Origin of the sequence: Nocardia sp. NPDC019219 (assembly GCF_040632645.1) — a bacterium.
Classification (GTDB): Bacteria; Actinomycetota; Actinomycetes; order Mycobacteriales; family Mycobacteriaceae; genus Nocardia; species Nocardia sputorum.
Map to the genome: position 1 here is coordinate 405233 of NZ_JBEYCG010000002.1, position 22334 is coordinate 427566.

Annotated in this window: 22 protein-coding genes and 1 pseudogene; 12 read left to right on the forward strand and 11 right to left on the reverse strand. The window is 70.3% G+C overall.

Translation table 11 applies throughout. The features are described from left to right. Positions 1 to 18 precede the first annotated feature (18 nt). Complete coding sequence (locus ABZ552_RS06355) at positions 19 to 1449, forward strand: TRAM domain-containing protein (protein WP_281917823.1); 1431 nt, start codon at positions 19 to 21, stop codon at positions 1447 to 1449. Between the two features lie 4 nt (positions 1450 to 1453). On the opposite strand, the gene ABZ552_RS06360 is transcribed toward ABZ552_RS06355, so the two are convergent. Further along, positions 1454 to 2257 carry an enoyl-CoA hydratase gene (locus ABZ552_RS06360; protein ID WP_281878850.1) on the reverse strand — a complete coding sequence of 268 codons (804 nt, stop codon included), beginning with the start codon at positions 2255 to 2257 and terminating at the stop codon, positions 1454 to 1456. Positions 2258 to 2379: 122 nt separating this feature from the next. Here ABZ552_RS06360 and ABZ552_RS06365 point away from each other — a divergent pair, with 122 nt between their 5' ends. Next, entirely contained in the window at positions 2380 to 2679 is a 300-nt protein-coding gene (locus tag ABZ552_RS06365) for a DUF1330 domain-containing protein (RefSeq protein ID WP_281878851.1), read from the forward strand. 25 nt (positions 2680 to 2704) lie between these two features. Further along, positions 2705 to 3070 carry a VOC family protein gene (locus tag ABZ552_RS06370; RefSeq protein WP_281878852.1) on the forward strand — a complete coding sequence of 122 codons (366 nt, stop codon included), beginning with the start codon at positions 2705 to 2707 and terminating at the stop codon, positions 3068 to 3070. 35 nt (positions 3071 to 3105) lie between these two features. On the opposite strand, the gene ABZ552_RS06375 is transcribed toward ABZ552_RS06370, so the two are convergent. Continuing rightward, positions 3106 to 3780, reverse strand: a complete 675-nt coding sequence (locus ABZ552_RS06375; RefSeq protein WP_281878853.1) for an SIMPL domain-containing protein — start codon at positions 3778 to 3780, stop codon at positions 3106 to 3108. A gap of 174 nt (positions 3781 to 3954) precedes the next feature. Between ABZ552_RS06375 and dxs the strand changes: the two genes are divergently transcribed. Beyond that, positions 3955 to 5850: a 1-deoxy-D-xylulose-5-phosphate synthase gene (gene dxs, locus ABZ552_RS06380; protein WP_357435861.1), complete on the forward strand. Its 1896-nt coding sequence runs from the start codon at positions 3955 to 3957 to the stop codon at positions 5848 to 5850. A gap of 33 nt (positions 5851 to 5883) precedes the next feature. Here dxs and ABZ552_RS06385 read toward each other — a convergent pair whose 3' ends face one another. Beyond that, positions 5884 to 7122 carry an HRDC domain-containing protein gene (locus ABZ552_RS06385; RefSeq protein WP_281878856.1) on the reverse strand — a complete coding sequence of 413 codons (1239 nt, stop codon included), beginning with the start codon at positions 7120 to 7122 and terminating at the stop codon, positions 5884 to 5886. A 139-nt stretch (positions 7123 to 7261) separates the two neighbouring features. After that, the gene (locus ABZ552_RS06390) at positions 7262 to 7900 is read right to left on the reverse strand and encodes a DUF3000 domain-containing protein (protein WP_357435863.1); all 639 of its coding nucleotides are present in this window, start codon (positions 7898 to 7900) and stop codon (positions 7262 to 7264) included. A 122-nt stretch (positions 7901 to 8022) separates the two neighbouring features. Between ABZ552_RS06390 and hemE the strand changes: the two genes are divergently transcribed. From hemE to hemQ, 4 genes and pseudogenes are all read left to right on the forward strand, one after another. Then, positions 8023 to 9087, forward strand: coding sequence for a uroporphyrinogen decarboxylase (gene hemE, locus ABZ552_RS06395; RefSeq protein ID WP_281880865.1), 1065 nt, complete (start codon positions 8023 to 8025; stop codon positions 9085 to 9087). A gap of 390 nt (positions 9088 to 9477) precedes the next feature. Beyond that, entirely contained in the window at positions 9478 to 10839 is a 1362-nt protein-coding gene (locus ABZ552_RS06400) for a protoporphyrinogen oxidase (RefSeq protein WP_281878858.1), read from the forward strand. Positions 10840 to 11067: 228 nt separating this feature from the next. Beyond that, positions 11068 to 11217: pseudogene (locus ABZ552_RS06405) on the forward strand (Rrf2 family transcriptional regulator); the annotation flags it as partial. 237 nt (positions 11218 to 11454) lie between these two features. Further along, entirely contained in the window at positions 11455 to 12150 is a 696-nt protein-coding gene (gene hemQ, locus ABZ552_RS06410; RefSeq protein ID WP_063021020.1) for a hydrogen peroxide-dependent heme synthase, read from the forward strand. Between the two features lie 81 nt (positions 12151 to 12231). Here the strand turns inward: hemQ and msrB are convergent, their stop codons facing one another. From msrB to ABZ552_RS06430, 4 genes are all read right to left on the reverse strand, one after another. Next, positions 12232 to 12675, reverse strand: coding sequence for a peptide-methionine (R)-S-oxide reductase MsrB (gene msrB / locus ABZ552_RS06415; RefSeq protein WP_281878859.1), 444 nt, complete (start codon positions 12673 to 12675; stop codon positions 12232 to 12234). Next, complete coding sequence (locus tag ABZ552_RS06420) at positions 12672 to 14015, reverse strand: glycosyltransferase family 87 protein (protein WP_281878861.1); 1344 nt, start codon at positions 14013 to 14015, stop codon at positions 12672 to 12674. Before ABZ552_RS06420 ends, msrB begins: the two co-directional genes overlap by 4 nt. 84 nt (positions 14016 to 14099) lie before the next feature. Further along, positions 14100 to 15650: an alpha/beta hydrolase gene (locus tag ABZ552_RS06425; protein WP_281878862.1), complete on the reverse strand. Its 1551-nt coding sequence runs from the start codon at positions 15648 to 15650 to the stop codon at positions 14100 to 14102. A gap of 31 nt (positions 15651 to 15681) precedes the next feature. Further along, positions 15682 to 16443: a pyrimidine reductase family protein gene (locus ABZ552_RS06430; RefSeq protein WP_281878863.1), complete on the reverse strand. Its 762-nt coding sequence runs from the start codon at positions 16441 to 16443 to the stop codon at positions 15682 to 15684. A gap of 35 nt (positions 16444 to 16478) precedes the next feature. On the opposite strand from ABZ552_RS06430, the gene zapE reads away from it, so the two are divergent. From zapE to ABZ552_RS06445, 3 genes are all read left to right on the forward strand, one after another. Beyond that, positions 16479 to 17495, forward strand: a complete 1017-nt coding sequence (gene zapE / locus ABZ552_RS06435) for a cell division protein ZapE (RefSeq protein WP_281878864.1) — start codon at positions 16479 to 16481, stop codon at positions 17493 to 17495. A gap of 76 nt (positions 17496 to 17571) precedes the next feature. After that, on the forward strand, positions 17572 to 18354 hold the full coding sequence (locus ABZ552_RS06440) for a tyrosine-protein phosphatase (RefSeq protein ID WP_281878865.1): 783 nt from the start codon (positions 17572 to 17574) through the stop codon (positions 18352 to 18354). 66 nt (positions 18355 to 18420) lie between these two features. Beyond that, positions 18421 to 19173, forward strand: coding sequence for an alpha/beta hydrolase (locus ABZ552_RS06445; RefSeq protein ID WP_281878866.1), 753 nt, complete (start codon positions 18421 to 18423; stop codon positions 19171 to 19173). A gap of 7 nt (positions 19174 to 19180) precedes the next feature. Here the strand turns inward: ABZ552_RS06445 and ABZ552_RS06450 are convergent, their stop codons facing one another. Continuing rightward, the gene (locus ABZ552_RS06450) at positions 19181 to 19720 is read right to left on the reverse strand and encodes a GNAT family N-acetyltransferase (protein ID WP_357435867.1); all 540 of its coding nucleotides are present in this window, start codon (positions 19718 to 19720) and stop codon (positions 19181 to 19183) included. 111 nt (positions 19721 to 19831) lie between these two features. Next, entirely contained in the window at positions 19832 to 20350 is a 519-nt protein-coding gene (locus ABZ552_RS06455) for a hypothetical protein (RefSeq protein ID WP_357435868.1), read from the reverse strand. On the opposite strand from ABZ552_RS06455, the gene ABZ552_RS06460 reads away from it, so the two are divergent. Further along, on the forward strand, positions 20335 to 20862 hold the full coding sequence (locus tag ABZ552_RS06460) for a hypothetical protein (RefSeq protein ID WP_357435870.1): 528 nt from the start codon (positions 20335 to 20337) through the stop codon (positions 20860 to 20862). The genes ABZ552_RS06455 and ABZ552_RS06460 overlap by 16 nt on opposite strands. A 38-nt stretch (positions 20863 to 20900) precedes the next feature. Here the strand turns inward: ABZ552_RS06460 and ABZ552_RS06465 are convergent, their stop codons facing one another. Further along, positions 20901 to 22124: an MFS transporter gene (locus ABZ552_RS06465; RefSeq protein ID WP_357435871.1), complete on the reverse strand. Its 1224-nt coding sequence runs from the start codon at positions 22122 to 22124 to the stop codon at positions 20901 to 20903. Between the last annotated feature and the right edge of the window lie 210 nt (positions 22125 to 22334).

Below are 22334 nucleotides of genomic sequence, written 5' to 3' on the forward strand. Positions count from 1 at the left end.
GCTCGGGGAGCATTCGGCATGAGCGAGCGGCGGACCGGCACGTTCGAGGTGCGGCTCGGGCCGCCGGGGCACGGCGGCTTCTGCGTCGCACGGCACGAGGGACGTGTCGTGTTCGTCCGGCACGGACTGCCCGGCGAGCTGGTGCGGGTGCGGGTCACCGAGGATCGCGGCGGCTCGTTCTGCCGGGCCGACGCCGTCGAGGTGCTCGAGCCGTCCCCGGATCGGGTACCGGCCACTTGCCCGGTGTCCGGTCCCGGTGGCGCCGGATGCTGCGATTTCTCCTTCGCCACACCGGTGGCCCAGCGCGCATTGAAGGCCGCGGTGGTGGTCGAACAGTTGCGGCGGTTGGCCGGGATAGAGCGGGAAGTGCTGGTGGAGCCGATCGGCTCCGGCGACGTGATCGGCGGATGGCGCACACGTGTGCGGCTCGCGGTCGACGCACAGGGTCGCGCGGGCGTGCACCGCTACCGCAGCACCGACGTGATCGCGGATCTGCGGTGTCCGCAACCGGTCGCGGGAGCGCTGGACGGGATCGCGGACCGGCAATGGACGCCCGGCGCAGACTTGGTGATCGCGGTGGACGGTGACGGAATCCGGCATGTCGTCGAGCTGGCGCCCGCCGCCGAGGCCGAGCCGGGCAGTCGCGGCGGGGAGCGGCGCGGCCCGGGCGGCAGCCGGGAGGCAGGTGGCCGGGACAAGCGTGGTGGCGGGGGAGCCGGTCGACGCGACCGGCCGCACGGCCGTGACCGGCGCGGGGGACGGCGTGGCGGCGGCGGCGAATGGACTGCCGCGGAGGGCGCCCGCCGCGACGACCGGCGAGCGGCGTCCGCCCGGCGTGCGGCGGCGCACGCGGCGCGCGACGAGTGGGTGTTCGAGGGCAGCGGGCGGGCGGTCGAGTACGTGGCGGGCCGTCGCTGGGAGGTCGCGGCGACGGGCTTCTGGCAAGCACACCGCGGTGCGGCGCAACGGTATTCGGATCTGATCGCGGAGTGGTCGGACCTGCGGCCCGGCGGGCGGGCCTGGGATCTCTACAGCGGCGCGGGGGTCTTCGCCGCGCGGCTCGCCGAGCAGGCCGGGCGCACCGGTGTGGTGCTCGCGGTGGAGTCCGCCCGGTCCGCCGTGGCCGACGGCGCCGCCGCGCTGCGCGATCTGCCCTGGGTGGAGCTGCGCGCCCAGCGGGTGGAACGCTGGGTGCAAGAACACGTCGGCGGAGCCGCCCCGGATGTCGTCGTGCTCGACCCACCGCGCGCCGGTGCGGGCAAGGAGGTGATCGGCGCCGTCGCCGCCGGCGGGGCGGCGCGAATCGTCCACGTCGGCTGCGATCCCGCCGCGTTCGCCCGTGACCTGGGCCTGTATCAGGCCGCGGGCTACCGCCTCGCCGATCTGCGTGCCTTCGACGCTTTCCCCGCGACGCACCACGTGGAATGCCTGGCGCTGCTGGAGCGGTGAGCGGTCAGTCCTCGTAGACCGGCGGCCTGCGGTCGCGGCGTGCGCGCATCGCCTCGTCGAAATTGCCGGTGGTGAGGCGGACGTAGAGCTGGGCCGTGCCCTCGTGCTGCATGTGCGATTCGAGTCCGCCCGCCTCCATGCCGCTCCACAGCATGCGTTTGGTGAGCTCGGTGCCCACCCGGCTGAAGCCGATGATGCGTTCGGCCAGGTCGTAGCAGGTGTCCAGCAGTTTCGGCCCTGGCACCGTCCGCGAGACCAGGCCGATGCGTTCGGCTTCGGTCGCGTCGACGTCGCGGCCGGACAGCATGATCTCGAACGCCCTCGACGCACCGACCGCGCGGGGCAGCAGATAGCTGAGGCCCAGTTCGGCCGAGGTGAGGCCGTTGTTGATCCCCGCGGCCCGGAAATACGCGTCTTCGGCGGCGATCCGGATGTCGGTGCCGACGGCCAGGCAGAGCCCGCCGCCGATGGCCGCGCCGTTCACCGCGGCGATCACCGGCTGGTGCATCCGCCGCAGCGCGATCAGCACGTCGTTGAGCAGATCCATCGACCGCCGCGCGACACTGGTGACGGTCAGCCCGTCGACGTCCGGCACCTTTCCCGCGCTGGTCAGGTCGGCTCCCGAGCAGAAGCCGTGTCCCGCGCCGGTGAGCACGACCACCCGTACGTCGTTGTCGGCGCGCACCTGCTCGAGCGCCTCGCGCAGCGGAATCATCACGTCGAACGCCATCGCGTTCATCCGTTCGGGCCGATTGAGCGTCACCAGGGCGATATGCGGCCGTGGTGTGTCGACGAGCACGAACGACATGCGACCTCCTGATCGGTGACGACCCCAATATAGGCACGACCGACCCGGCGCAACGGTGAATTCGGGCGCGGCGCCGCGAATCCCGAGCGGGTCCGCGCAACCGTGCAATTAGAGTCACGGCCATGACCGTGTACGTAATCGCGCAACTGAAGTTCACCGACCGCGCCGCCTACGATCGCTACCAGGCGCGCTTCCTGGACGTCTTCGTCCGCTACTCCGGCACGCTGCTGGCCGCCGACGAGTCCCCGCAGACGATCGAGGGTGTCACCGACCGCGAGAAGGTGGTCCTGATGTCATTCCCTGACGAGCCCTCCTTCCGTGCCTGGGCCGAATCTCCCGAATATCAGGAGATCTCGAAGGACCGGCACGCGGGAGCGGACACGGTCAGCCTGCTGGTGCGAGGGCTCGGTCACGGTTCGTGAGCCGGATTTCCGGCACGATGGAGCGATGATTCATCACGTCCAATTGTGCTGTCCCGCAGGCGCGGAAGACCGGCAGCGCGGCTTCTACACCGGAGTTCTGGGGTGGACCGAACTTCCGAAGCCGCCGCTGTTGGCCGCCCGCGGCGGTTGCTGGTTCCGCGTACCCGGCCGGGGCGGCCCGGATGGCGAACTGCACATCGGCGTGGAAGCCGACTTCCGCCCGGCCACCAAGGCCCATCCGGCGTTCGTCGCCGACATCGACGCCACGGCCGAAGCGCTCGCGAGCGCCGGGTATCCGGTCGTCTGGGCCGATCCGGCGGAGATTCCGGGGCGACGGCGGTTCCACACCCACGACGCGGTGGGCAATCGGGTGGAGTTCCTGGCGGGCTGAAGTCGCCGGGCCGGCGCGATCCGGACGACCGGCCGTCAGTCCAGCTGCCAGGTGACGCGGATCCCCGCGGAGATCTCGCTCTCGCCCAGCTCCACCGGGACGGCGGCGGCGCGATACGCCTCGAGCGGCGCGGACATCGACTGCGCGCGCGGGACCGGAGGCGCGGCGGCGGTGTTCTCGGTGATCTCGACCACCTCGCCGAGCGAACGCTGCGCGCGTCGCGCGTACTGCTCGGCCTTGGCGAGGGCGTTCTCCCATGCGGCGTCGCGGGCGCGCACGAGCAAGGACTCCTGGTCGGCGAAGGCGAGGACGAGACCGCCCAGGCGCACGTCGTCACCGCCCGCCTCGACGCAGTCCGCGATGACGGTGCCTGGGCCGGGATCGGCATCCTCGCCGATGTCGCGTAACGCGACCGTCAGCGACGTGCTCGCGAGGTATCCGGTGATGCGGCTGCCCTGTCCCTCGGTCCACACCGTCTCCGTCTGCACCGACAGCCCGCTGGTGGCGATGTCCGCACCCTCCACGCCGTCGGAGCGCAGCGATCGCGCCACCGCGGCCACGCGCTCACCGGCCCGGCTGTAGGCGAGCGCGACCTTGCTCGCCCGTGATTCGACCGAGATCGTCACGCGCATCAAGTCCGGGGTGGCGCGGGCGGTGCCGTGGCCGTAGGTGGTGACGGTGCCTGCGCGCGAATCGGTCTTCTTGGCCACGGAACTCTCCCTTGCTCGGGCTGGGACACCCTGCCACCCTAGGCCGGGTACCGTATGTCGAGGCTCACATTTCGACGCCATGTGGGTTGGTGTGATCGTTCTCGTGCGGGAGCACCAGCCGCCGCTCCGTAGACTGATCGGATCAGATGCGCTATCCGGAGGGAGCTAGTTCAGGTGGGAGTGCTTTCCCGGGTCGACACGCCCGATGATCTGCGCCGGCTGACCGTGCCGGAGGTGCGCGAGCTGGCGGCGGAGATCCGCGAGTTCCTGGTGCGCAAAGTCGCCGCGACCGGCGGGCACCTCGGCCCGAACCTCGGTGTGGTCGAACTCACCATCGCGCTGCACCGGATCTTCGACTCGCCGGCCGACCCGTTGATCTTCGACACCGGGCATCAGGCCTACGTGCACAAGATCCTGACCGGACGCAAGGATCGGTTCGACTCGCTGCGCAAGCAGGGCGGCCTGTCCGGCTACCCGAGCCGCGCCGAGAGCGCCCACGACTGGGTGGAGTCCTCGCACGCCTCGGCGGCGCTGTCCTACGCCGACGGTCTGGCCAAGGCGTTCGCGTTGAGCGGGCAGGACCGGCACGTGGTCGCGATCGTCGGCGACGGCGCGCTCACCGGCGGCATGTGCTGGGAGGCGCTCAACAACATCGCCGCCGCGGACCGCCCGGTGGTCGTGGTGGTCAACGACAACGGCCGCTCCTACGCGCCCACCATCGGCGGCTTGGCCGAGCGGCTGACCGCGCTGCGCACCCAGCCGGCCTACGAGCACGCGCTGGACACCGGCAAGCGCATCTTGAAGAGCATCCCCCGGGTGGGCGAATCGGCGTACTCGATGGTGCACGCGGTGAAGGCCGGCATCAAGGACGCGGTCAGTCCGCAGGAACTGTTCAGCGACCTCGGCCTGAAGTACGTCGGTCCGGTGGACGGCCACGACGTCGTCGCGCTGGAGGCCGCGCTGCGCCGGGCCAAGGACTTCGGCGGCCCCGTCGTGGTGCACACGGTGACGCAGAAGGGCCGCGGCTACGCGCCCGCCGAGAACCATGTCGCCGACCAGATGCACGCCTGCGACCCGATCGATCCGCTCACCGGCGTCCCGGTCGGCGGTCCGAAGGCGCGCGGCTGGACCTCGGTGTTCTCCGAGGAGCTGATCGCGCAGGCGGAGCGCCGCGCCGACATCGTCGCCATCACCGCGGCGATGCCGGGGCCCACCGGCCTGGCGGCGTTCGGGGAGCGTTTCCCCGATCGGATGTTCGACGTCGGCATCGCCGAACAGCACGCCATGGCGTCCGCGGCGGGGCTCGCGCTGGGCGGGATGCATCCGGTGGTGGCGATCTACTCGACGTTCCTCAACCGCGCCTTCGACCAGCTGCTGATGGACGTGGCGCTGCTGAAGCAGCCGGTCACCGTGGTGCTGGACCGCGCGGGCATCACCGGCTCCGACGGCGCCAGCCACAACGGCATGTGGGATCTGTCGGTTCTCGGCATCGTTCCCGGCATCCGGGTCGCCGCGCCGCGAGACGCCGCGACGCTGCGGGAGGAACTGGCCGAGGCGCTGGCCGTCAACGACGGTCCGACCGCGCTGCGCTTCCCGAAAGGCAGTGTGGCCGAGGACATCTCCGCGGTCGAACGGCTGGACGGCATCGACGTGCTGCGGATGGCCCAGCCGGACGGCGGTTCGGTGCAGGCGGTGCATGGTGACGTGCTGCTCGTCGCCGTGGGCTCGTTCGCGGCGGTGGCCCTGGAAGCGGCGAACCTGCTGGATTCCGAAGGGATTTCGGTGACGGTCATCGACCCGCGCTGGGTGCTGCCGGTCTCCGACACCTTGCTGAAACTCGCGGAGAACTATCGGCTTGTCGTCACGCTCGAGGACGGTGGCCTGCACGGCGGCATCGGCTCGACGGTATCGGCCCGCCTGCGCAACTCCGGACTGGACATCCCGACCCGCGAACTCGGGGTGCCGCAACAGTTCCTGGAGCACGCCTCGCGCGGCGAGGTGCACGCCGAACTCGGTCTCACCGGTCCCGACATCGCTCGGCGGATCGGCGGATGGCTGGCCGCTCGCTGAGGCCGGGGCTTCGGCCGGACCCCCGGGCGGCCGCTAGCCCGATGGCGGCAACGCGGCGGCCAGCCGCGGTACGGCCAATTCCCGCTGCCACGGACGGGCGCCGCCGGATTTCAGGTAGCCGTCGACAGCGGAGGGGTCGACCGCGTCGTAGTCGGGCAGCCCGTCCCAGCACAGGCGGCGGACCAGGTCGGGAGCGAGCAGGTTCTCCACCGGTATCGAGTGCTCCGCCGACAGCTCGGACATAGCCGCCCGTGCCCGGGTCAGGCGGGCCGCCGCGGCCGGGTCGCGGCGTTCCCAGCGGTTGACCGGCGGTGGGCCGTCGAACGGCTGGGTGAGCGGCGGCAACTCGCTGTCCGGCAAGGTGCGGCCGCGCTCGATCGCGGCGAGCCATTCGCGGGAGTAGCGGCGCTGCCGCGGACCGCCGAACACCGGCAGCGTGCGCAACTGCGCGATGGACCGGGGTTCGGCCGTCGCGGCCGCGATGATCGCGGCATCCGGGAGGATGCGGGCGGGCGCGACGTCCCGGGCGCGGGCCAGCGCGTCCCGTGTGGTCCACAGCTCGCGCACCACGGCCAGCTGCCTGGTGCGGCGCAGCGTGTGGATGCCCGAGGTGCGCCGCCAGCGCTCGGCCTTCGGCGCGGGCGGGTCCAGGGTGCGGATGTGCTCGAATTCCTGTGCCGCCCAGTCGGATTTGCCCTGCTCATCGAGTGCGGCGGCCACGGCGTCACGCAGTTCCAGCAACAATTCGACATCCAGGGCGGCGTAATTCAGCCAGTCGGCGGGCAGCGGGCGGGTGGACCAGTCGGCCGCCCCATGCCCCTTGCGTAGCGCGCGGCCCAGCAGCCGCTCCACCATCGCGGCGAGCCCGACGCGTTCGAAACCCGCCAGGCGCCCGCCCAATTCGGTGTCGAACAGCCGGGCCGGACGCAAACCGAGTTCGGCCAGCCCCGGAAGGTCCTGGTCCGCGGAGTGCAGAACCCACTCCAGCCCGTTGATCGCGTCGGCGAGCGGGCCGAGGGCGTCGGTGATCGGGATCGGATCGATGAGGAACGTGCCCGCGCCCGCGCGGCGCAGCTGGATCAGGTACGCCCGCGCCGAGTAACGGAACCCGGAGGCGCGCTCGGCGTCGACGGCCAGGGGGCCGGTGCCCGCGATCAGCCGGGCGGCGGCCGCGCTGATCTCCGCGGCGGTGTCCAGTACCGGTGGCACGCCCTCCAACGGCGCGAGCAGCGGCGTCGCGGCCGAGGGTTCGGATTCTTCTGGTACGGACATGGTGTTGAACTTTACGTGCCGACGCCACGACGCCGCCGTCCTATCGGCGCATAAGTGTGTCGACGGATCGGGCGCGATGGGCCCGGTGTACCGGACGACGGCGGTTCCTGCGCAGGTCACACCGTGTCTGCGGGCGTGATCAGGGGTGATCGCGGGACAGGGCGGGCGGCACCTGCAGCTGGGTCACCCCGGCCGGCGGCAGTCCCGCCGCGTAGGCCAGCACCTCGCAGAACGCCTCCAGGTGCGGGCGCATGTCGGTGGTGACGGGCGTCCACGAGGCCCGAAGTTCCAGCTGATGGGCGCGTGGCGGACCGGCGATGTCCCCGTAGCGCACCGAGCTGGTCGAGGTCACCGTGCCGCCGAGCGCGGTGAACGGCTCGGTCCGCGACTCCAGCGCGTCCACCAGCCAGCTCCAGGCCACCTCGGGTAGCAGGGGGTCGGTGGCGAGCGCGGCGTCGATGTCGGCCTGGATGTAGGCGACCAGACGTAAGGTGCCGTGCCAGGTGTCGTCGCCGTCCGGATCGTGCAAGAGGATCAACCGGCCGAACGCGTCGCCTTCGGAATCGACCGGTACGACAGGGGTTTCCGGATGGGTGACCTCCGCGCCGATGGCGTAGGAGTACGGTGCCAGGCGTTGCGGCGGCCGGATGGGCGCGAGCTCGATCCGAGGGTGCACGGTTGCGGTGCGCATCGCCTCGACCGCGGCGCGAAACTGAGCTGGCTCGCCCTGTGGTCCTTCGGTCGGTGCGGCGCCGTCGCGGAAGTCGAGCGGTGTCACGGAAGCTGACGGTAGACCTTGTGCACCCGGTGCAGTCGGAGGCGCGCCGCTACGGGCCGTGCGACGTCCGTGCGAGCATCGCTGCCGCCTCCGCGTCCGCCCTCCCGCACGACCCGCATACGATAGCCGTGATGAGCACTCATACCCGCCGCCGGTTGACCGATGCCCCGTTCCTGTCCGCCGCTACCGGCGCGACGCCCAGCAGGCGTCCGGTGTGGTTCATGCGCCAGGCCGGACGCTCGCTGCCCGAATACCGCGAGGTGCGCGCGGGCGTCGGGATGCTCGAGTCCTGCTTCGACCCGGAACTGGTATGCGAGATCACCCTGCAGCCGATCCGCAGGCACCGGGTCGACGCGGCGATCCTGTTCTCCGACATCGTCGTTCCGCTCAAAGCGGCGGGGATCGATCTGGACATCGTGCCCGGCGTTGGCCCGGTGGTCGCCGCGCCCGTGCGGACGGTCGACGACGTGCGCGCGCTGCCCCGGTTGCGTCCCGAGGAGGTCGGGGCGGTCACCGACGGCGTGCGTCTGCTGCTCGACGCGCTGGGGGAGACGCCGCTGATCGGGTTCGCGGGCGCGCCGTTCACCCTCGCCTCCTACCTGGTCGAGGGCGGTCCCAGCAAGAACCACGAGCGCACCAAGGCGATGATGTACGCCGACCCGCAGACCTGGCACGCGCTGCTCGGCGTGCTCACCGACATCACCATCGCGTTCCTGCAGGCGCAGCTCGCGGCGGGCGTCGACGCGGTGCAGCTGTTCGACTCCTGGGCCGGGGCGCTCTCGCTGGCCGACTACCGCAGCTTCGTGCTTCCGCATTCGGAACGTGTGTTCGCCGAGATCGCCGACGCGGGAGTGCCGCGCATCCACTTCGGGGTGGGAACCGGCGAGCTGCTCGGCGCCATGGGCGAGGCGGGCGCCGACGTGGTCGGCGTCGATTGGCGGGTGCCGCTGACCGAGGCCGTTCGCCGCGTGGGGCCGGGAAAAGCGTTGCAGGGCAATCTCGATCCGGCTGTGCTGTTCGCCGGGCCCGCGGCGGTCGAGGCGCAGGCCCGGCGGATCGTGCGGGAAGCGGACGAGGCGATCACCCTCGGCGCCACCGGGCACATCTTCAACCTGGGCCACGGGGTGCTCCCGGAGACCGATCCGGGCGTGCTGACCGCCTTGGTGGAACTCGTTCACGAGCTGTAGGCCGGGCGGAGAAGACCGCCCACAGCCGGGCACGAAGCAGGCGTGCGGACGGAAGTCGTCCAGCGCTTGGGCGCACCATCGATGCGGGCAACGGTGACATGTTCGGACGCCCGGCTGGACGATGGGCTCCAGGGATGGGCCCGCTCCGGGCGCGCCGCACGGCTCGCACAGTCACGCCGACGGAGTCTCGGGCGACTGCGGAAATGATCTCGAGGTGCGTCCACCTGCCCCGAGATCACGTTCGATCGAGGGTTTGCGATGCTCAACGCTCGGTTCGGGCGGTGCTGGTAGCCGGAGGCGGCACTGGCCGCAGTCGCGGGCAGTGTGCCCCGGGTCATCGTGGGCCGACCGTTCGACGGCCGAGGTCGCGGCACACGCTACGGTCGAGGCATGCGTATCGCGGTGGTCGGCGGTGGGATCAGCGGACTGGTGGCCGCGTATCGGTTGCGGACATTGCTCGGGCCGGATGCCGACGTGCTGGTGCTCGATCGCGCCGAACGGGTCGGCGGCATCCTCTACACCGGTGAACTGGCCGGGGAGCCATTGGATCTCGGTGCGGAAGCGTTCGTCGGCCGTCGGCCGGAGGTGCCCGCGCTACTGCGGGAACTCGGGCTCGAGTCGCAGTTGGTGACGCCTGCCGGTCTGCGGCCGCTGGTGTGGTCCTCCGGAGCGGCGCACCCACTTCCGGAGGGCACGTTGATGGGTGTCCCGGCGAACGCCGAGTCGATGCGCGGTCTGGTCGACGCCGAGACGCTGGCACGGATCGCCGCCGAACCCGATCGACCGCTGACCTGGGCCCCCGGCTCCGATGTCGACGTCTACCACCTGGTCGCCGACCGCTTCGGCCCGCAAGTGGCCGAGCGCAGCGTGGATCCGCTGCTCGGTGGGGTGTACGCGGGCAGTTCCCGCTCGATCGGTGTCCGCGCCGCGCTGCCCACCCTCGCCGCCGCCCTGGACGACGGCGCGCCCAGCCTCACCGCCGCCGTCGGAGCCGCGCTGCCGCCGCCCTCGAACGCGCCGGTCTTCGGGGGAATCCGCGACGGCTACCGGGTGCTGCTCGAAGCGCTCGCCGAACGCTCCGGGGCCGGTTTCGTCACCGCGACCCCGGGCACGCGTCTGGCCAGGGGACTGCGTGGCTGGGTGGTGGACCCGATCGGCGCCGTCGACGCCGTGGTGCTCGCCACCCCGGCGCCGGTGACCGCGCGACTGCTGCGGACCGTCGCCCCCGCCGCCGCGGCGGAGCTGGCGGGCGTCGAACTCTCCTCGTCGGCGGTGGTCGCGCTGGCGCTGCACCGCGAGACCGCGTTGCCGCAGAACTCCGGCATCCTGGTGGCGACCGGGGAGCCGCTGCGCGCGAAGGCGTTCACCCTGTCCAGCCGCAAATGGACGCATCTCGCGCAACGCGAAACCGCTCTCGTTCGTGTCTCGTTCGGGAAATTCGGGGACGACTCCCCGCTGTCGTGGCCCGATGCGCAACTGGTGGCCGCCGCCACCGAGGACTTGGCTACCGTCACCGGAGTGGCCGTGGAGCCGATCGAGGCCGTGGTGCAGCGCTGGCCGGGCGGCCTCGCCCAGTACGCGCCCGGCCATCCGGCGCGCGTCGCGGCCGTCGAAGCCGAGGTCGCCGCGCTCGACGGGCTGGCGGTGGCGGGCGCGTACCTGCACGGCGTCGGCGTGCCCGCGTGCGTCGCCTCCGGCGCGGCCGCCGCGCAGCGGATCGCGGAGACGGTCAGCGCGGGCAGCGCACGCTGATCGCAGGCGGGGCCGTCCCAGTCCGGCCCGCCGCGGCAACGAGAGCCGACACGGTACCGCTGCTGTTGGATGTCCGCTTTTCTCGGGCTGCTCGATAATCGGCGCTGAAAATGCCCAGGAATCGGCAATTGAGAACACTTCGCCGACATGCGGAATCAGTGGGATTCGCCGATAGCGTGAGCATCATGCAGCTCTCGCACTCCACCCATATCGGTCTTGCGCACCATCGTGCGGCTCGCGGCGGAGGACGAGAACAGTTCCCGGGTGACCACCAAACTTATCGCACGACAGGTGGGCGCGTCGGAAAAGCATGTGGCCAAGCCGGTTTCCCGGTTGGTCGAGCTGGGTCTGGTGCAGGCGCACCGCGGACGATCCGGCGGATTGTTCATCATCGCGGCCGGGCGCGCCGCTTCGGTGGGACCCGGGCGCACGGCCGGGCCGATCTCTCCGCACTCGAACTGCCCGAGGACGCCGACGGATATGTCTGGTCCCCCGGATTCCTGCGCGACATCCAGGGCCAGCTGTGCGCCCTCGGCATCCCGGCCGCCCGCGTGCAGGTCGAACAGTTCACGCCCGGCGACGCGGGCGCTCCCGGGCGAGTGGCACGATAGTGCTATGGCGCGACTCGACTATCAAGCTCTCAACTCCACCATCCGCTACCTGATGTTCTCGGTCTTCCAGGTGCAGCCCGGAGTGCTGGGCGAGGACCGGGACGCCGCGACCAAGGAGGCGAAGGCGTTCTTCGACGGTCTCGCCGACCGCGACGTGGTGGTGCGTGGCATCTACGACGTGGCGGGGATGCGCGCCGACGCCGATTTCATGATCTGGACGCACGCCGAGCGCGTCGAGGACCTGCAGGCCGCCTACGCCGACTTCCGCCGCACCACCGAGCTGGGACGGGCCAGCGCGCCGGTGTGGAGCAACGCGGCGCTGCACCGTCCCGCGGAGTTCAACAAGAGCCATATCCCGGCGTTCCTGGCCGGTGAGGAGCCGGGCGCCTACATCTGCGTGTACCCGTTCGTCCGGTCCTATGAGTGGTACCTGCTGCCCGACGAGGAACGCCGCCGGATGCTGGCCGAGCACGGCAAGGCCGCGCGTGGCTATCCGGACGTGCGGGCCAACACCGTCAGCTCGTTCGCGCTCGGCGACTACGAGTGGATCCTGGCCTTCGAAGCGCCCGAACTGCATCGCATCGTCGATCTGATGCGCGACCTGCGCGCCACCGACGCCCGGCGGCACGTGCGCGAGGAGATTCCGTTCTTCACCGGTCCCCGCGTGGAGATCGAGCAGCTGATCGCCGCCCTGCCCTGACGTCCACCGGACTTGCCCAGAGTTTTCGGGGCATGCGACGAGCGGTGCCGACTCCGTACGCTGCCGGTGAGCGTCGGGCCGTTACTCCGCTGCGCTGTCCGAGGGGTGCAGTCGCAGAGCGATGGAGTTGATGCAGTAGCGCTTGTCGGTGGGCGTGTTGTACCCCTCGCCCTCGAACACGTGGCCGAGGTGGCTGTGGCAGTTCGCGCACAGCACTTCGACCCGGTGCATGCCGAGCGAGTCGTCCGACCGGAGAATCACCGCGTCGGACGCCGCCGGATCGAAGAACGACGGCCAGCCGCAATGCGAGTCGAACTTCTCGGTGCTGCGGAACAGTTCGGCGCCGCAGGCCCGGCACACGTAGACGCCTTCGGTCTTGGTTTCGGTGTACTCGCCGGTGAACGGCCGCTCGGTGGCGGCCTCGCGCAGCACCGCGTATTCCTCGGGGTCCAGCTTCAACCGCCATTCCTGCGGCGTGAGCTGGATCCGCGGCGCGGGCAGGGACGTGTCGGCTTCGGAGCTCATGGCTCCACGCTAATACGATTCTCCTCCACCGGCGCCGAACCGTTGTGTGGCCTGGGGCTTTCCGCCGGGAGTGCGGTATCGGCCGTGGACGCGGGCCGCTGCGGCGCCGCGCCGCGCGAGTCCGGTGCGGACTTCATCCACGCGGGATCGATGCCGAACGGCAGCCGTCCTTCCCGCCGTGCGGCCAGGTAGCGGTCGCCGAGCACGCAGAATACGACGATGAGCAGCAGGCCCCAACCGAAGGTGATGCGCAGGTACTCCAGATTGCGGCCGATGTGCTGCCAGCGGTCCGACAGCCACTTGTCGTAGCTCATGAACCCGAAGATCGCCAGCCAGGCCGGCCAGTTGCGCAGCACCGAATTGCGCAGCACCACCGTCATCAGGAACGGGAACAGCATCATCGAGTAGTACATCTGCCCGAGCGAGCTGAGCAGGAACGAGGCGGTGAGCAGCACGCCGGAGGAGGTGCAGACGAAGAACAGCTCGTCCTCGCGGTAGTAGCGGTACAGCAGCCACAGCGAGATCAGCACCAGCACGCCGAGCACCGCGCGCATGCCCCAGGTCAGCCACGCGGGCAGCCCGTAGTACTCGCCGTTGCCGACGATCGCGCTGTTGAAGTAGTCGCGGGATTCGAAGAGGTAGGGCGCGGTGCGCGTGAGGAACTTCTCCGGGTCCTTCGACAGCGGCCAGGCGATCGCGGTCAGCGCCAGCGGTACGCCGAGCGCGGTCACGAATACCTTCCATTGTCCGCGGACCAGCGCGATCAACAGCAGGGGAGCGAGCGTCGGCTTGACCGCGATACTCAGGCCGAGCGCGGCGCCGGCCCACAGATCTCGCCGTTTCAGCAGCAGGTGGATGAAGATCAGCTCCGCCAGCAGCACACAGCCGTTGACGTTGGTGAACACCAGCGTGTTGATCACGGTCTCGGACGTGAACATCGCCAGCAGCAGCGCGGGAGCGGCGACCGAGTTCAGCGTGTACCGGAACAGCCGCAGCAGCAGGTACCAGGCGACGAGGATCGCGATCGCGTTCAGGGCGATGAACAGCCAGCGTGATTTCTCGTAGTCGATGACCGCGATCGGCGCGATCAGCAGGGTTCCGCTGGGCGGGTAGAGGTAGTGCGGGTCCACCGAGTCGAAGTTCGCGGTGTAGACCGGCCGTCCGTTCAGGAAGTCGAGAGATGCCTGGTAGACCGGCCGGTAGTCGTCGGTGATGAAGCCGTTGACAGCCTTGATGAAAACCCGGTTCAGCACGGTCATGACCGCCAGGGGCCAGAGTGCGAACTTGATCACCTCGGCGGTGGTGCGAGCGGTCCTGGGCTCGAGCTGTCGAAGGAACACTGGGGCACGGTACACCGGATCGGTTACCGGTGGTTGGCCGGACCTGCCCGACTCGCGGCCCGAGCGGCTCCTCGACGCCTCCGGTCAGGCCGGGCAGGCGGTGCCGTCAGCGGGAAGTTTGCCGTCCTTCAGATAGTCGAGCACCGCTCGCTGCGCGCAGCCGGAATGCGTGGCCACCGGATGCCCGAAGCCCTGCCAGGACAGCGCCGCGTGCCGGGCGCCCGCCGAACCGAGTGCCCCGGTCACCGACGACTGGCCGCCGTTGCCGACCACCGGATCGGCGACACCGCCGAGCACGAGCACCGGGATGCCCAACTTCTCGGGCAGCGGAGGCGCGGTAGACACCGGCCAGGCCGCGCACTCCATCAGGCCGATGGCCGCCGCTCTGCCGAAGACGGGGTACTTACCCGCCCAGGTGCCTGCCAGCTCGGTGGCCTTGTCCGGCGTCGGCGGCAGCTGCGTGTCGGTGCACCGGTTGACGAACTGCCCGTCGTTCGCCGTGGCCGCGGTCTCGCGGCTGATGAGGTTGCTCAACGGTCCCTGGTCGCCGCGACCCGCTGCGGCGAGCGCGTCGGACAGCTCCGTGACCCGCGTGGCCTGGTCGGCCCGCGGGCTGCCGAGGAAGCCCGACACCGCGGTCAGCACCGCGTTCGCCGAGATGTCGCCGAGCCCGCCGGTCGCGGCCCGGTTCACCAGTTCGGTGACCGCGGCGCGCGGGTCGGCACCGAGCGAGCAGCCCACGCCGACGCAGCGCTGCGCGAACGCCGTCAGCGCCGCCTCAGCGCCTTGCACGGCCTGCTCCGCGCGGGTCACCGCATCGGTGCCGACCGGCTCGGGGGAGTCGAGCACCAGCCGGGCGAGGTGGTCTCCGTACTTGCGGGCGTAGCTCAGCGCGACCTTCGCGCCGTTGCCGGTGCCCAGCACCGCGATGTGCTCCACCTGCCACTGCCTGCGCAGTTGCTCGATGTCGTCGGCGGCGTGCGGCGCGTCGAAGGTGCCCTCGTAGGGCTGCAGGAAATCGCGGCAGGCGATGGTGCCGTCCTGGCTCAGCTTCGTCATCCGCGCGACCGGGTCGCCCGGGTCGGACTGGGCGTTGTCGGCCAGGCCGCGGCGGACCTCCAGCGGCAGGCAGTCGATCGGCTGCGAGGTGCCGATGCCGCGCCGGTCCACCGCGACGATCGGGCGGGCGGCCAGCAGCGCCGAGGCCGGGCCCGCGGCCAATCCGGCCAGGGTGGCGGAGGATGAGCGATCCGAACCCGAGGTGAGCACCAGGGGCGGCGCGTCGGCCGGGGTCTGCGCCAGCCTGGCCCGCAGCGCGCCGGCCCGGAAATTGCCGAGCACCGCGCCTGTCGAATCGATCGGGGTGGAGTACTCGGCGCAGTCCAATACCAGCCCCGCGGGCGCGGGCCCGAGGCCGAGCTGATCCAAGGTCGGCTGGGTGCACTCCCGCCAGCTGAGATCGGTTTTGGGCACCTCGGCGCTCGGCGGCGGAGCGGGCGCGGCGGAGGTCGTCGCGGCGCCCGCGACCGGCGGGCGCTGCACCGCGACACCGGGACGATCCGACGGTCCCGCGCCGCAACCGGCGGTCACGATCGAAAGGGTGGCGGCAAGCACGGCAGCCCGAGTCCAGCGCATTGCTACAGCCTGCCAGGTTCGGGCGGTTCTTTCATCGACGGGCCCACCGGGTGAGCACCGTGCCGTCGTCGTCCAGCAGGACGTGCGCGCGCGTCATCCGGACGCGGAACTCGTGCCCGGACAGCGAGATTCGCCGCGCCGCGCCGCCCACCAGCAGCGGCGCGGTGGTCAGGCAGAGCTCATCGACCACGTCGGCCTCCAGCAGTTCACCGAACAGGTGCGGGCCGCCCTCGGTGAGCACGCGCAGCAGGCCGCGCTCGCCGAGCACGCGCAGCAGGCCGGTCGGCGTCACCGCGATGTCACCGGCTTCGATCACCTCGGCGCCCGCGTCCGCCAGACGCTGTTTGCGGTCGGCGGGAGCGGTGGCCGTCGTGATGATCAGCGGTGGCACCTGGGTGTCGGTCAGCAGGCGTGCGTCGGGGTCGATCGCCGCGCTGGCCGTGACCACCGCGATCGGCGGCGGCGCGCCGTCGGGATGCCCGCCGATGCCGCGCTCGTGGAACGCGCGGCGGCGCCCCGGGTCGGTGCGTGCCCCGCCGTAGTTCTCCGCGCGCGCCGTGCCCGCGCCGACCACGATCACCTCCGCCAGTTCGCGCAGCAGCATGAACACCGTCCGGTCGGCCGGCGTGCCCAGCCCTTCGGTCAGGTTCCCGCTGGTGGCCGCGCCATCGATGCTGGAGACGAAATTGGCGCGGACCAAAGGCGCGTCGAGTGCGGCGGGGAAGGCGTACAACTGCGCGAGGTCGTCGGGGCTGAGCTCTGTGAGCTGGATCGCATTCTGGCTACGCTGCATGAGACCAGATCACACCACGTCTTTAGGCTTCGTCCATGCAAGAACGCCTCGTCGATCGTCACCCGGAGGTCCCGGCCGATCAGCTCGTCGCCCAGATGGTGCCTCCGCCCATGTTCGACGAGGTGAGTTTCGCCTCCTACATCCCGGATCCGAAGGAACCGAGCCAGGCGGCGGCGGTCCGCAAGGCCGAAGAGTTCGCCGGCCAGGTCGCCAAGATCAGCAAGGCCGCGCACAAGAAGAGCTTCTTCGGCAAGAAGAAGCAGGTCAGCGGTGCCGGTTTGTACCTGGACGGCGGGTTCGGCGTCGGTAAGACCCATCTGCTCGCCTCGATCTTCCACAGCTCGCCCGCGCCCAAGTCGTTCGGCACGTTCGGCGAGCTGACCAATCTGGTCGGCGCGCTCGGCTTCGCCAACGCCCTCGAGCGGTTGTCGGGCAACAGCGTGCTGTGCATCGACGAGTTCGAGCTCGACGATCCGGGTGACACCATGCTGGTCTCGCGATTGCTGACCGAACTGTCCGCCGCCGGTGTCTCGATCGCCGCCACGTCGAACACCCTGCCGGGCCAGCTCGGCGAAGGACGTTTCGCCGCGCAGGATTTCCTGCGCGAGATCAAGAAGCTGGGCGCCATCTTCGAGGCGGTGCGCGTGGACGGGCCGGACTACCGCCATCGCGACCTGCCGCCCGCGCCGGAGCCCACGTCGCCGGACGTGCTGTCCGAACGGGCCGGCAGCACACCGGGTTCCACGCTCGACGACTTCGACGCGCTGCTGAAGCACCTCAGCACGCTGCACCCGTCGAAGTACGGCGCGCTGATCTCCGGGGTGTCGTCGGTGTTCGTCTCCGGCGTGCATCCGGTGACCGATCAGGCCGTGGCACTGCGCATCGTGGTACTGGCCGACCGGCTCTACGACGCGAGCGTCCCGGTGACGGTGTCGGGCGCGAAGCTCGACGAGATCTTCTCCGCCGAGATGCTCGAGGGCGGATACCGCAAGAAGTATCTGCGCGCCATCTCGCGCTTGCTCGCGCTGTCGCGGTTCGAAGTCCCGGCCTAGCGCCGCCATCCGACCGCGGCGGTTCGGCGAGGACGACGTGTGCGAGTTCCGCGGACTCGATGATTGGAGCAGCCGAATGGCCCCTCGATTTCGTGCCCCGGTCGTGATGGCGGCCGGTCTGGCGGTCGCGTTCGGACCGGTAGCAGGCATCGCGCAGGCCGACCCGCCCGCGGCTGTCGCCGCCGACCCCGCGCTGCACCTGCAGGCGGTGCAGAACGCCCGCGACATCGGCGGCTACCGCACCACCGACGGCCGGATCGTGCGCACCGGTCTGGTGTATCGCACCGGACAGCTGAACAACGCGACGCCGGGCGACTTGGCCGCGCTCACCGACCGCCACGTGCGCTCCGTCCACGACCTGCGCACGGTCTACGAGCGCGCGCTCGGGCCGGACCGGATCCCCACGGGTGCGACGGCGCACTGGGACGACGTGATCGGCCAGGCTCCGCCTCAGGTCATCGCCACCACGCTCACCGGGGGTGACGGGCTGTACCGCGCGTTCATCACCGCCCCTGGCGCGAACGAGGCGTTCGCTTCGGTGCTGCGCGACGTCATCGGCGCGGACGGTGCGGTGCTGTTCCACTGCACCGCGGGCAAGGATCGCACCGGCTGGGCGGCGGCGGTGCTGCTGACCGTGCTCGGGGTGGATCGGGCCACGGTCACCGAGGATTACCTGCTGTCCAACCGGTTCCGCAACGCGAGCCAGGACGACCCGCTCAACGGTGTCCAGGCGGCCTGGCTCGACGCGGCCTTCGACCAGGCGAACCAGACCTACGGAAGTTTCGACGCCTATGTCCGGGACGGGCTGCGGCTGACCGACGGCGACATCGCCGCCCTGCGGGCCCGTCTGCTGGGCTGAGCGCGGCGTCCGGACCGAACGTCCACTTCGGCTGTCCGGGGCCGCACCGTGCACTACGATCCCGGCATGGCGAAGTTTGAGACATGGGACGGCCTGGAACTCAATTACCGGGTCTGGGAGGGCGGGGGCGTCCCGGTCGTGCTGCAACACGGGGTGGTCGCGGACACCAACGCGAACTGGATGAGCACCGGTGTGGTCGCCGCGCTGCACTCCGCCGGGCACACCGTGGTTTCCCTGGACGCACGCGGCCACGGTCGCTCCGACAAGCCGCACGAGGCGGCGCGCTACTCGTGGCAGGCCATGGCGCGTGACGTGCGCGCGCTCTACGACGAACTGGGCTTCGAGGAAGTGGTGCAGGTCGGGTACTCGATGGGCGGGGTGATCTCGCTGCTGGTGGCCGCGACCGACGAGCGTGTGCGGCGGCTGGCGGTCGGTGGCATCGGCTCGGGCGTGCTGGACTGCGGCGGCGTCGACCGCCGCGTGATCGACCTGCCCGATCTGCAGGCCGCGATGACCGGAGACGGCGCCGGCGCGTCGCCGACAGCGAAGATGTTCCGGGTGCTGGCCGACGCGGTGCACGCCGACGTGGACGCCATCCACGCGGTGGCCACCGGCCTCGACGATCGTCCCATCGAGACCCTGGCGGACATCACCGTGCCCGCGCTGGTGCTGGCGGGCGACAACGATCCGTTCGCCGCCGAACCGGAGCGGCTCGCCGCGGCCCTGCCGAACGGCGTGCTCGCCGTGGTGCCCGGCGATCATCTGATGGCGGTGGTGAGCCCCGCCTTCCATGCAGCGCTCGTCGATTTCCTGCGCTGAGTCGGGACTAGAAGACCAGCCGCAGCACGTAATCGTGGTGCACCTGGTTGCCGACGGTGAACTTCCTGGTGCCGACCTCCGCGAAACCATGCTTCGCGTAGAAGCGGCGGGCGCGGGCGTTCTCCTGATTGACGCCCAGCCAGACGCCCGGGTATCCCTGAGCGCGCGTCCAGTCCAGCGCGGCGGTCATCAGCGCGGTGGACACGCCGGTGCCATGGTGGCCGGCCAGCACGTACATCTTGCTGATCTCCACCAGCTCGCGTATCCCGACCGACTCGGCCACCGCTGAGTCGGCCGGGGCGCGGGTGACCAGCATCGCGTATCCGACGATGTCTCCGTCCACGACAGCTTTGAGCACGATCCGAGCCGGATCGCTCAGATATTCGCCGAAGCGTTCCTCCGACAGGACGTCGCCGACGAAGACCGCGATGTCGTCGGGCGTCGCTCCGGGCGGACACGCGAGCGGGAAAGTCGCCGCCGCCACGTCGCTGAGCGCTTCCGCGTCCCACAGCCCGGCCCGATCGACGATGACTGGGAGGTTGCTCATGTCCTTATCAGAGCATACGGTTCGGCGGGAATGTGAACTCGTTGCGTGTAGGCCAGAGCCTCATGGTGGGATCATGGGAGTTGGTGGGCAATATCCGACGACATCGGTAGTTCAGCTATTGGGGGTCAAGCTGGGGCCTTCAGTATTTTGAAGCAGCTTGATACCGAAAGCATTTCCTCGCACCCCTGCCACCGTTACCTGGTAGGTGATCATGAACAGCGTAGCTCGTCGAGCTGATAGCCGTGCGTTCAGGACTGGCAGAAGCGGATCTCCTTGGACTCCGTCGATTGACTGGGGCTCCAATTTGGCAAACGCAAACTCAACCGACGTTGTCCCCATTTCGTCTTGGTAGTCGGACCAGCAAGTAGAAGCGGATGGTGCCGCGCTCACCGTGGAGATAACCTGTGGTTTCGGACTGGCTTGAGAATCTCCATAACTCATGACATTTCCGCTGGCGTCCATCGGTAAAAACGCCTTTATATCTTCGGTGTCGTCGAATTCTCCGCCGATGTGGTCGACCCGGATGAAACCTGCATACAGATCTACGACGGAAGTAGCGCTAACAGATGTCGGTGCTGAGAAAACCACGTAGGTGGGCCTGACCATGCGGTTGAGTGGAATCGACTTCATGGATAGCTCCTCTGGTCGATCAGCTGGTGTTTATTTCCATCCTCCACGCATCTGGTATTTATGCGGCCTTTCCTCATCACTCACGGGTCGCGATGGTCTTCCATGCCGCACGGAATCTAATCCTCTCCCGGTCGGTCTGGGCTTCGGCGGGCTGTCGTCGGCAGCACCACGGCGACCGGCTGTCCGTAGTGGCGGACGACCTGTTCGTCGTCGTTGGCGAGGTGTTCGAACAGGACGGCCGGGTCGTCGTCTTGGCACTCGCGGGTGCGCTTGCACGCTGCGTACACCAGCGGCAGATCGCGTCCGATGTGACGCAGTCGAGTTACCCCTGCCCGGCCGGAAGCGCCGTCGAGCTCTACTCGATCATCGACGGCGGGCATACCTGGCCCGGCAATCCGTTTGTGGTGTCGCCGGTGCCGTTGGTCGGTGGCACCACCACGTCGATCAGCGCCGATCGGATCATGGGGGACTTCTGCCGTGCCCATCCGCTGGAAGGCTCCCTCCGTCGCTGACGGAACCGACTGCGGCTCGCGCACGGGACCAGCACGGCCTAGCCGGTCGGACCGAGTTCTGTGGGCTGGTCCACCGTTCCCGGACGTGGCGCGCTCGCGACGCGATGGGAGCGGAAGACCCGGGAGAGCGCTATCAGCGCCACGGCGAACAGCAGGGGAATCACGAATCCCACACGGTGCCCCACACTCGCCGCGACCGCGCCGACCAGGCCGCCGCCCAGGAGGGTTCCCGCGTAGTTGAACAGGTTGAGACGCGCGATCAGCGCGTCGAGCTCTCGTCCGGTCGCGAGTTGCCCGGCCGCGCTGAAACACAGCGGTGCGATCACGGGCAGACCGGCGCCCGCGACCAGAAAACCCGCGATCGCGACGGCTGGACTCGGCGCGGCCACCACGAGCGCGAGACCACAGGCCCCCGTGGCCGCGGCGGCCCGGACCACAGTGCGCGGACCGAAACGGCGCACCAGCGAATCGCCCGTGGCTCGGGCGACCAGCGATGTGCCCTGATACGCGGCGAAGGCGAGTGCCGCGGTCGCCGAACCGGCCAGCAGGTCGTCGGTGAGATACAAGGCCGACCAGTTGCCCACCGCCAGGTCGATGGCGAAGACGAACGCCGCCGCGATCCCGAACGCGAGATACGCGCGCAGCGCGACTGCCGGGCCGGGCGAGGCGGTCTCGGTGGGACTCGTCTCCGCGTCCCGCACGCCGAGCAGTCCCGGCCCGAGCAGCCAGCCGAGCACCAGCACGACCGCCGCGGCCGCGAGCAGCGATTCGCGCAACGTCACCTCCAGCGCCTCGCACCCCGACACGAACAACGCCCCGGCTATCGTTCCGGCGCTCCACGAAGCGTAGAACGACGACAGGATGAACGTCCCGTACCCGTGCTGGATGAACACCGCCTGCATGTTGGTGCTCGCGTCGACGATGCCGACCGCGATCCCATAGCAGCCGAGCGCGGCCACCAGCAGCGCCGTGTTCGGCGCGAACGCCGCCGCCGAGCCGGTGCCGGCCACGAGCAGCAGCCCGATCCGCACCGCCGCGCGGCTGGACCAGCGCAGCGCCAGCCGCTCCGCCAGGACGCTGCCGCCGCCCGCCAGCAAGGAGATCAGCACCACCGAGACGGCGATCACCCCGTCCGACAGGCCGAAACGTGCTTTTTGCTGCGGCAATTCGGTCAGCACGACGGCGAGGAAGAAGCCCTGCGCGCCGAACGCGAACGAGTTCGCGACGCGGGCGCGCCGCAGGACGGGCGCGATCGAACTCACCGGCGCAGGGTAGCCGGAGCCGCACGACGGCGCGCGCCGAGCCTGCCTCGGGGCGGGACTCGCCCGGCTCGAGGCGCGCATCGCGCTGACCCGGCCGATCCGGCGCTATCCGCTGCTGCGGCCCGCCGTCGGCGACATGGACCTGCGGTGGCGGGAGAGCATTCTGATCCGCGGGCTGTTCGAGCTCCCGATGCGTGCGCCCGCGGTGCG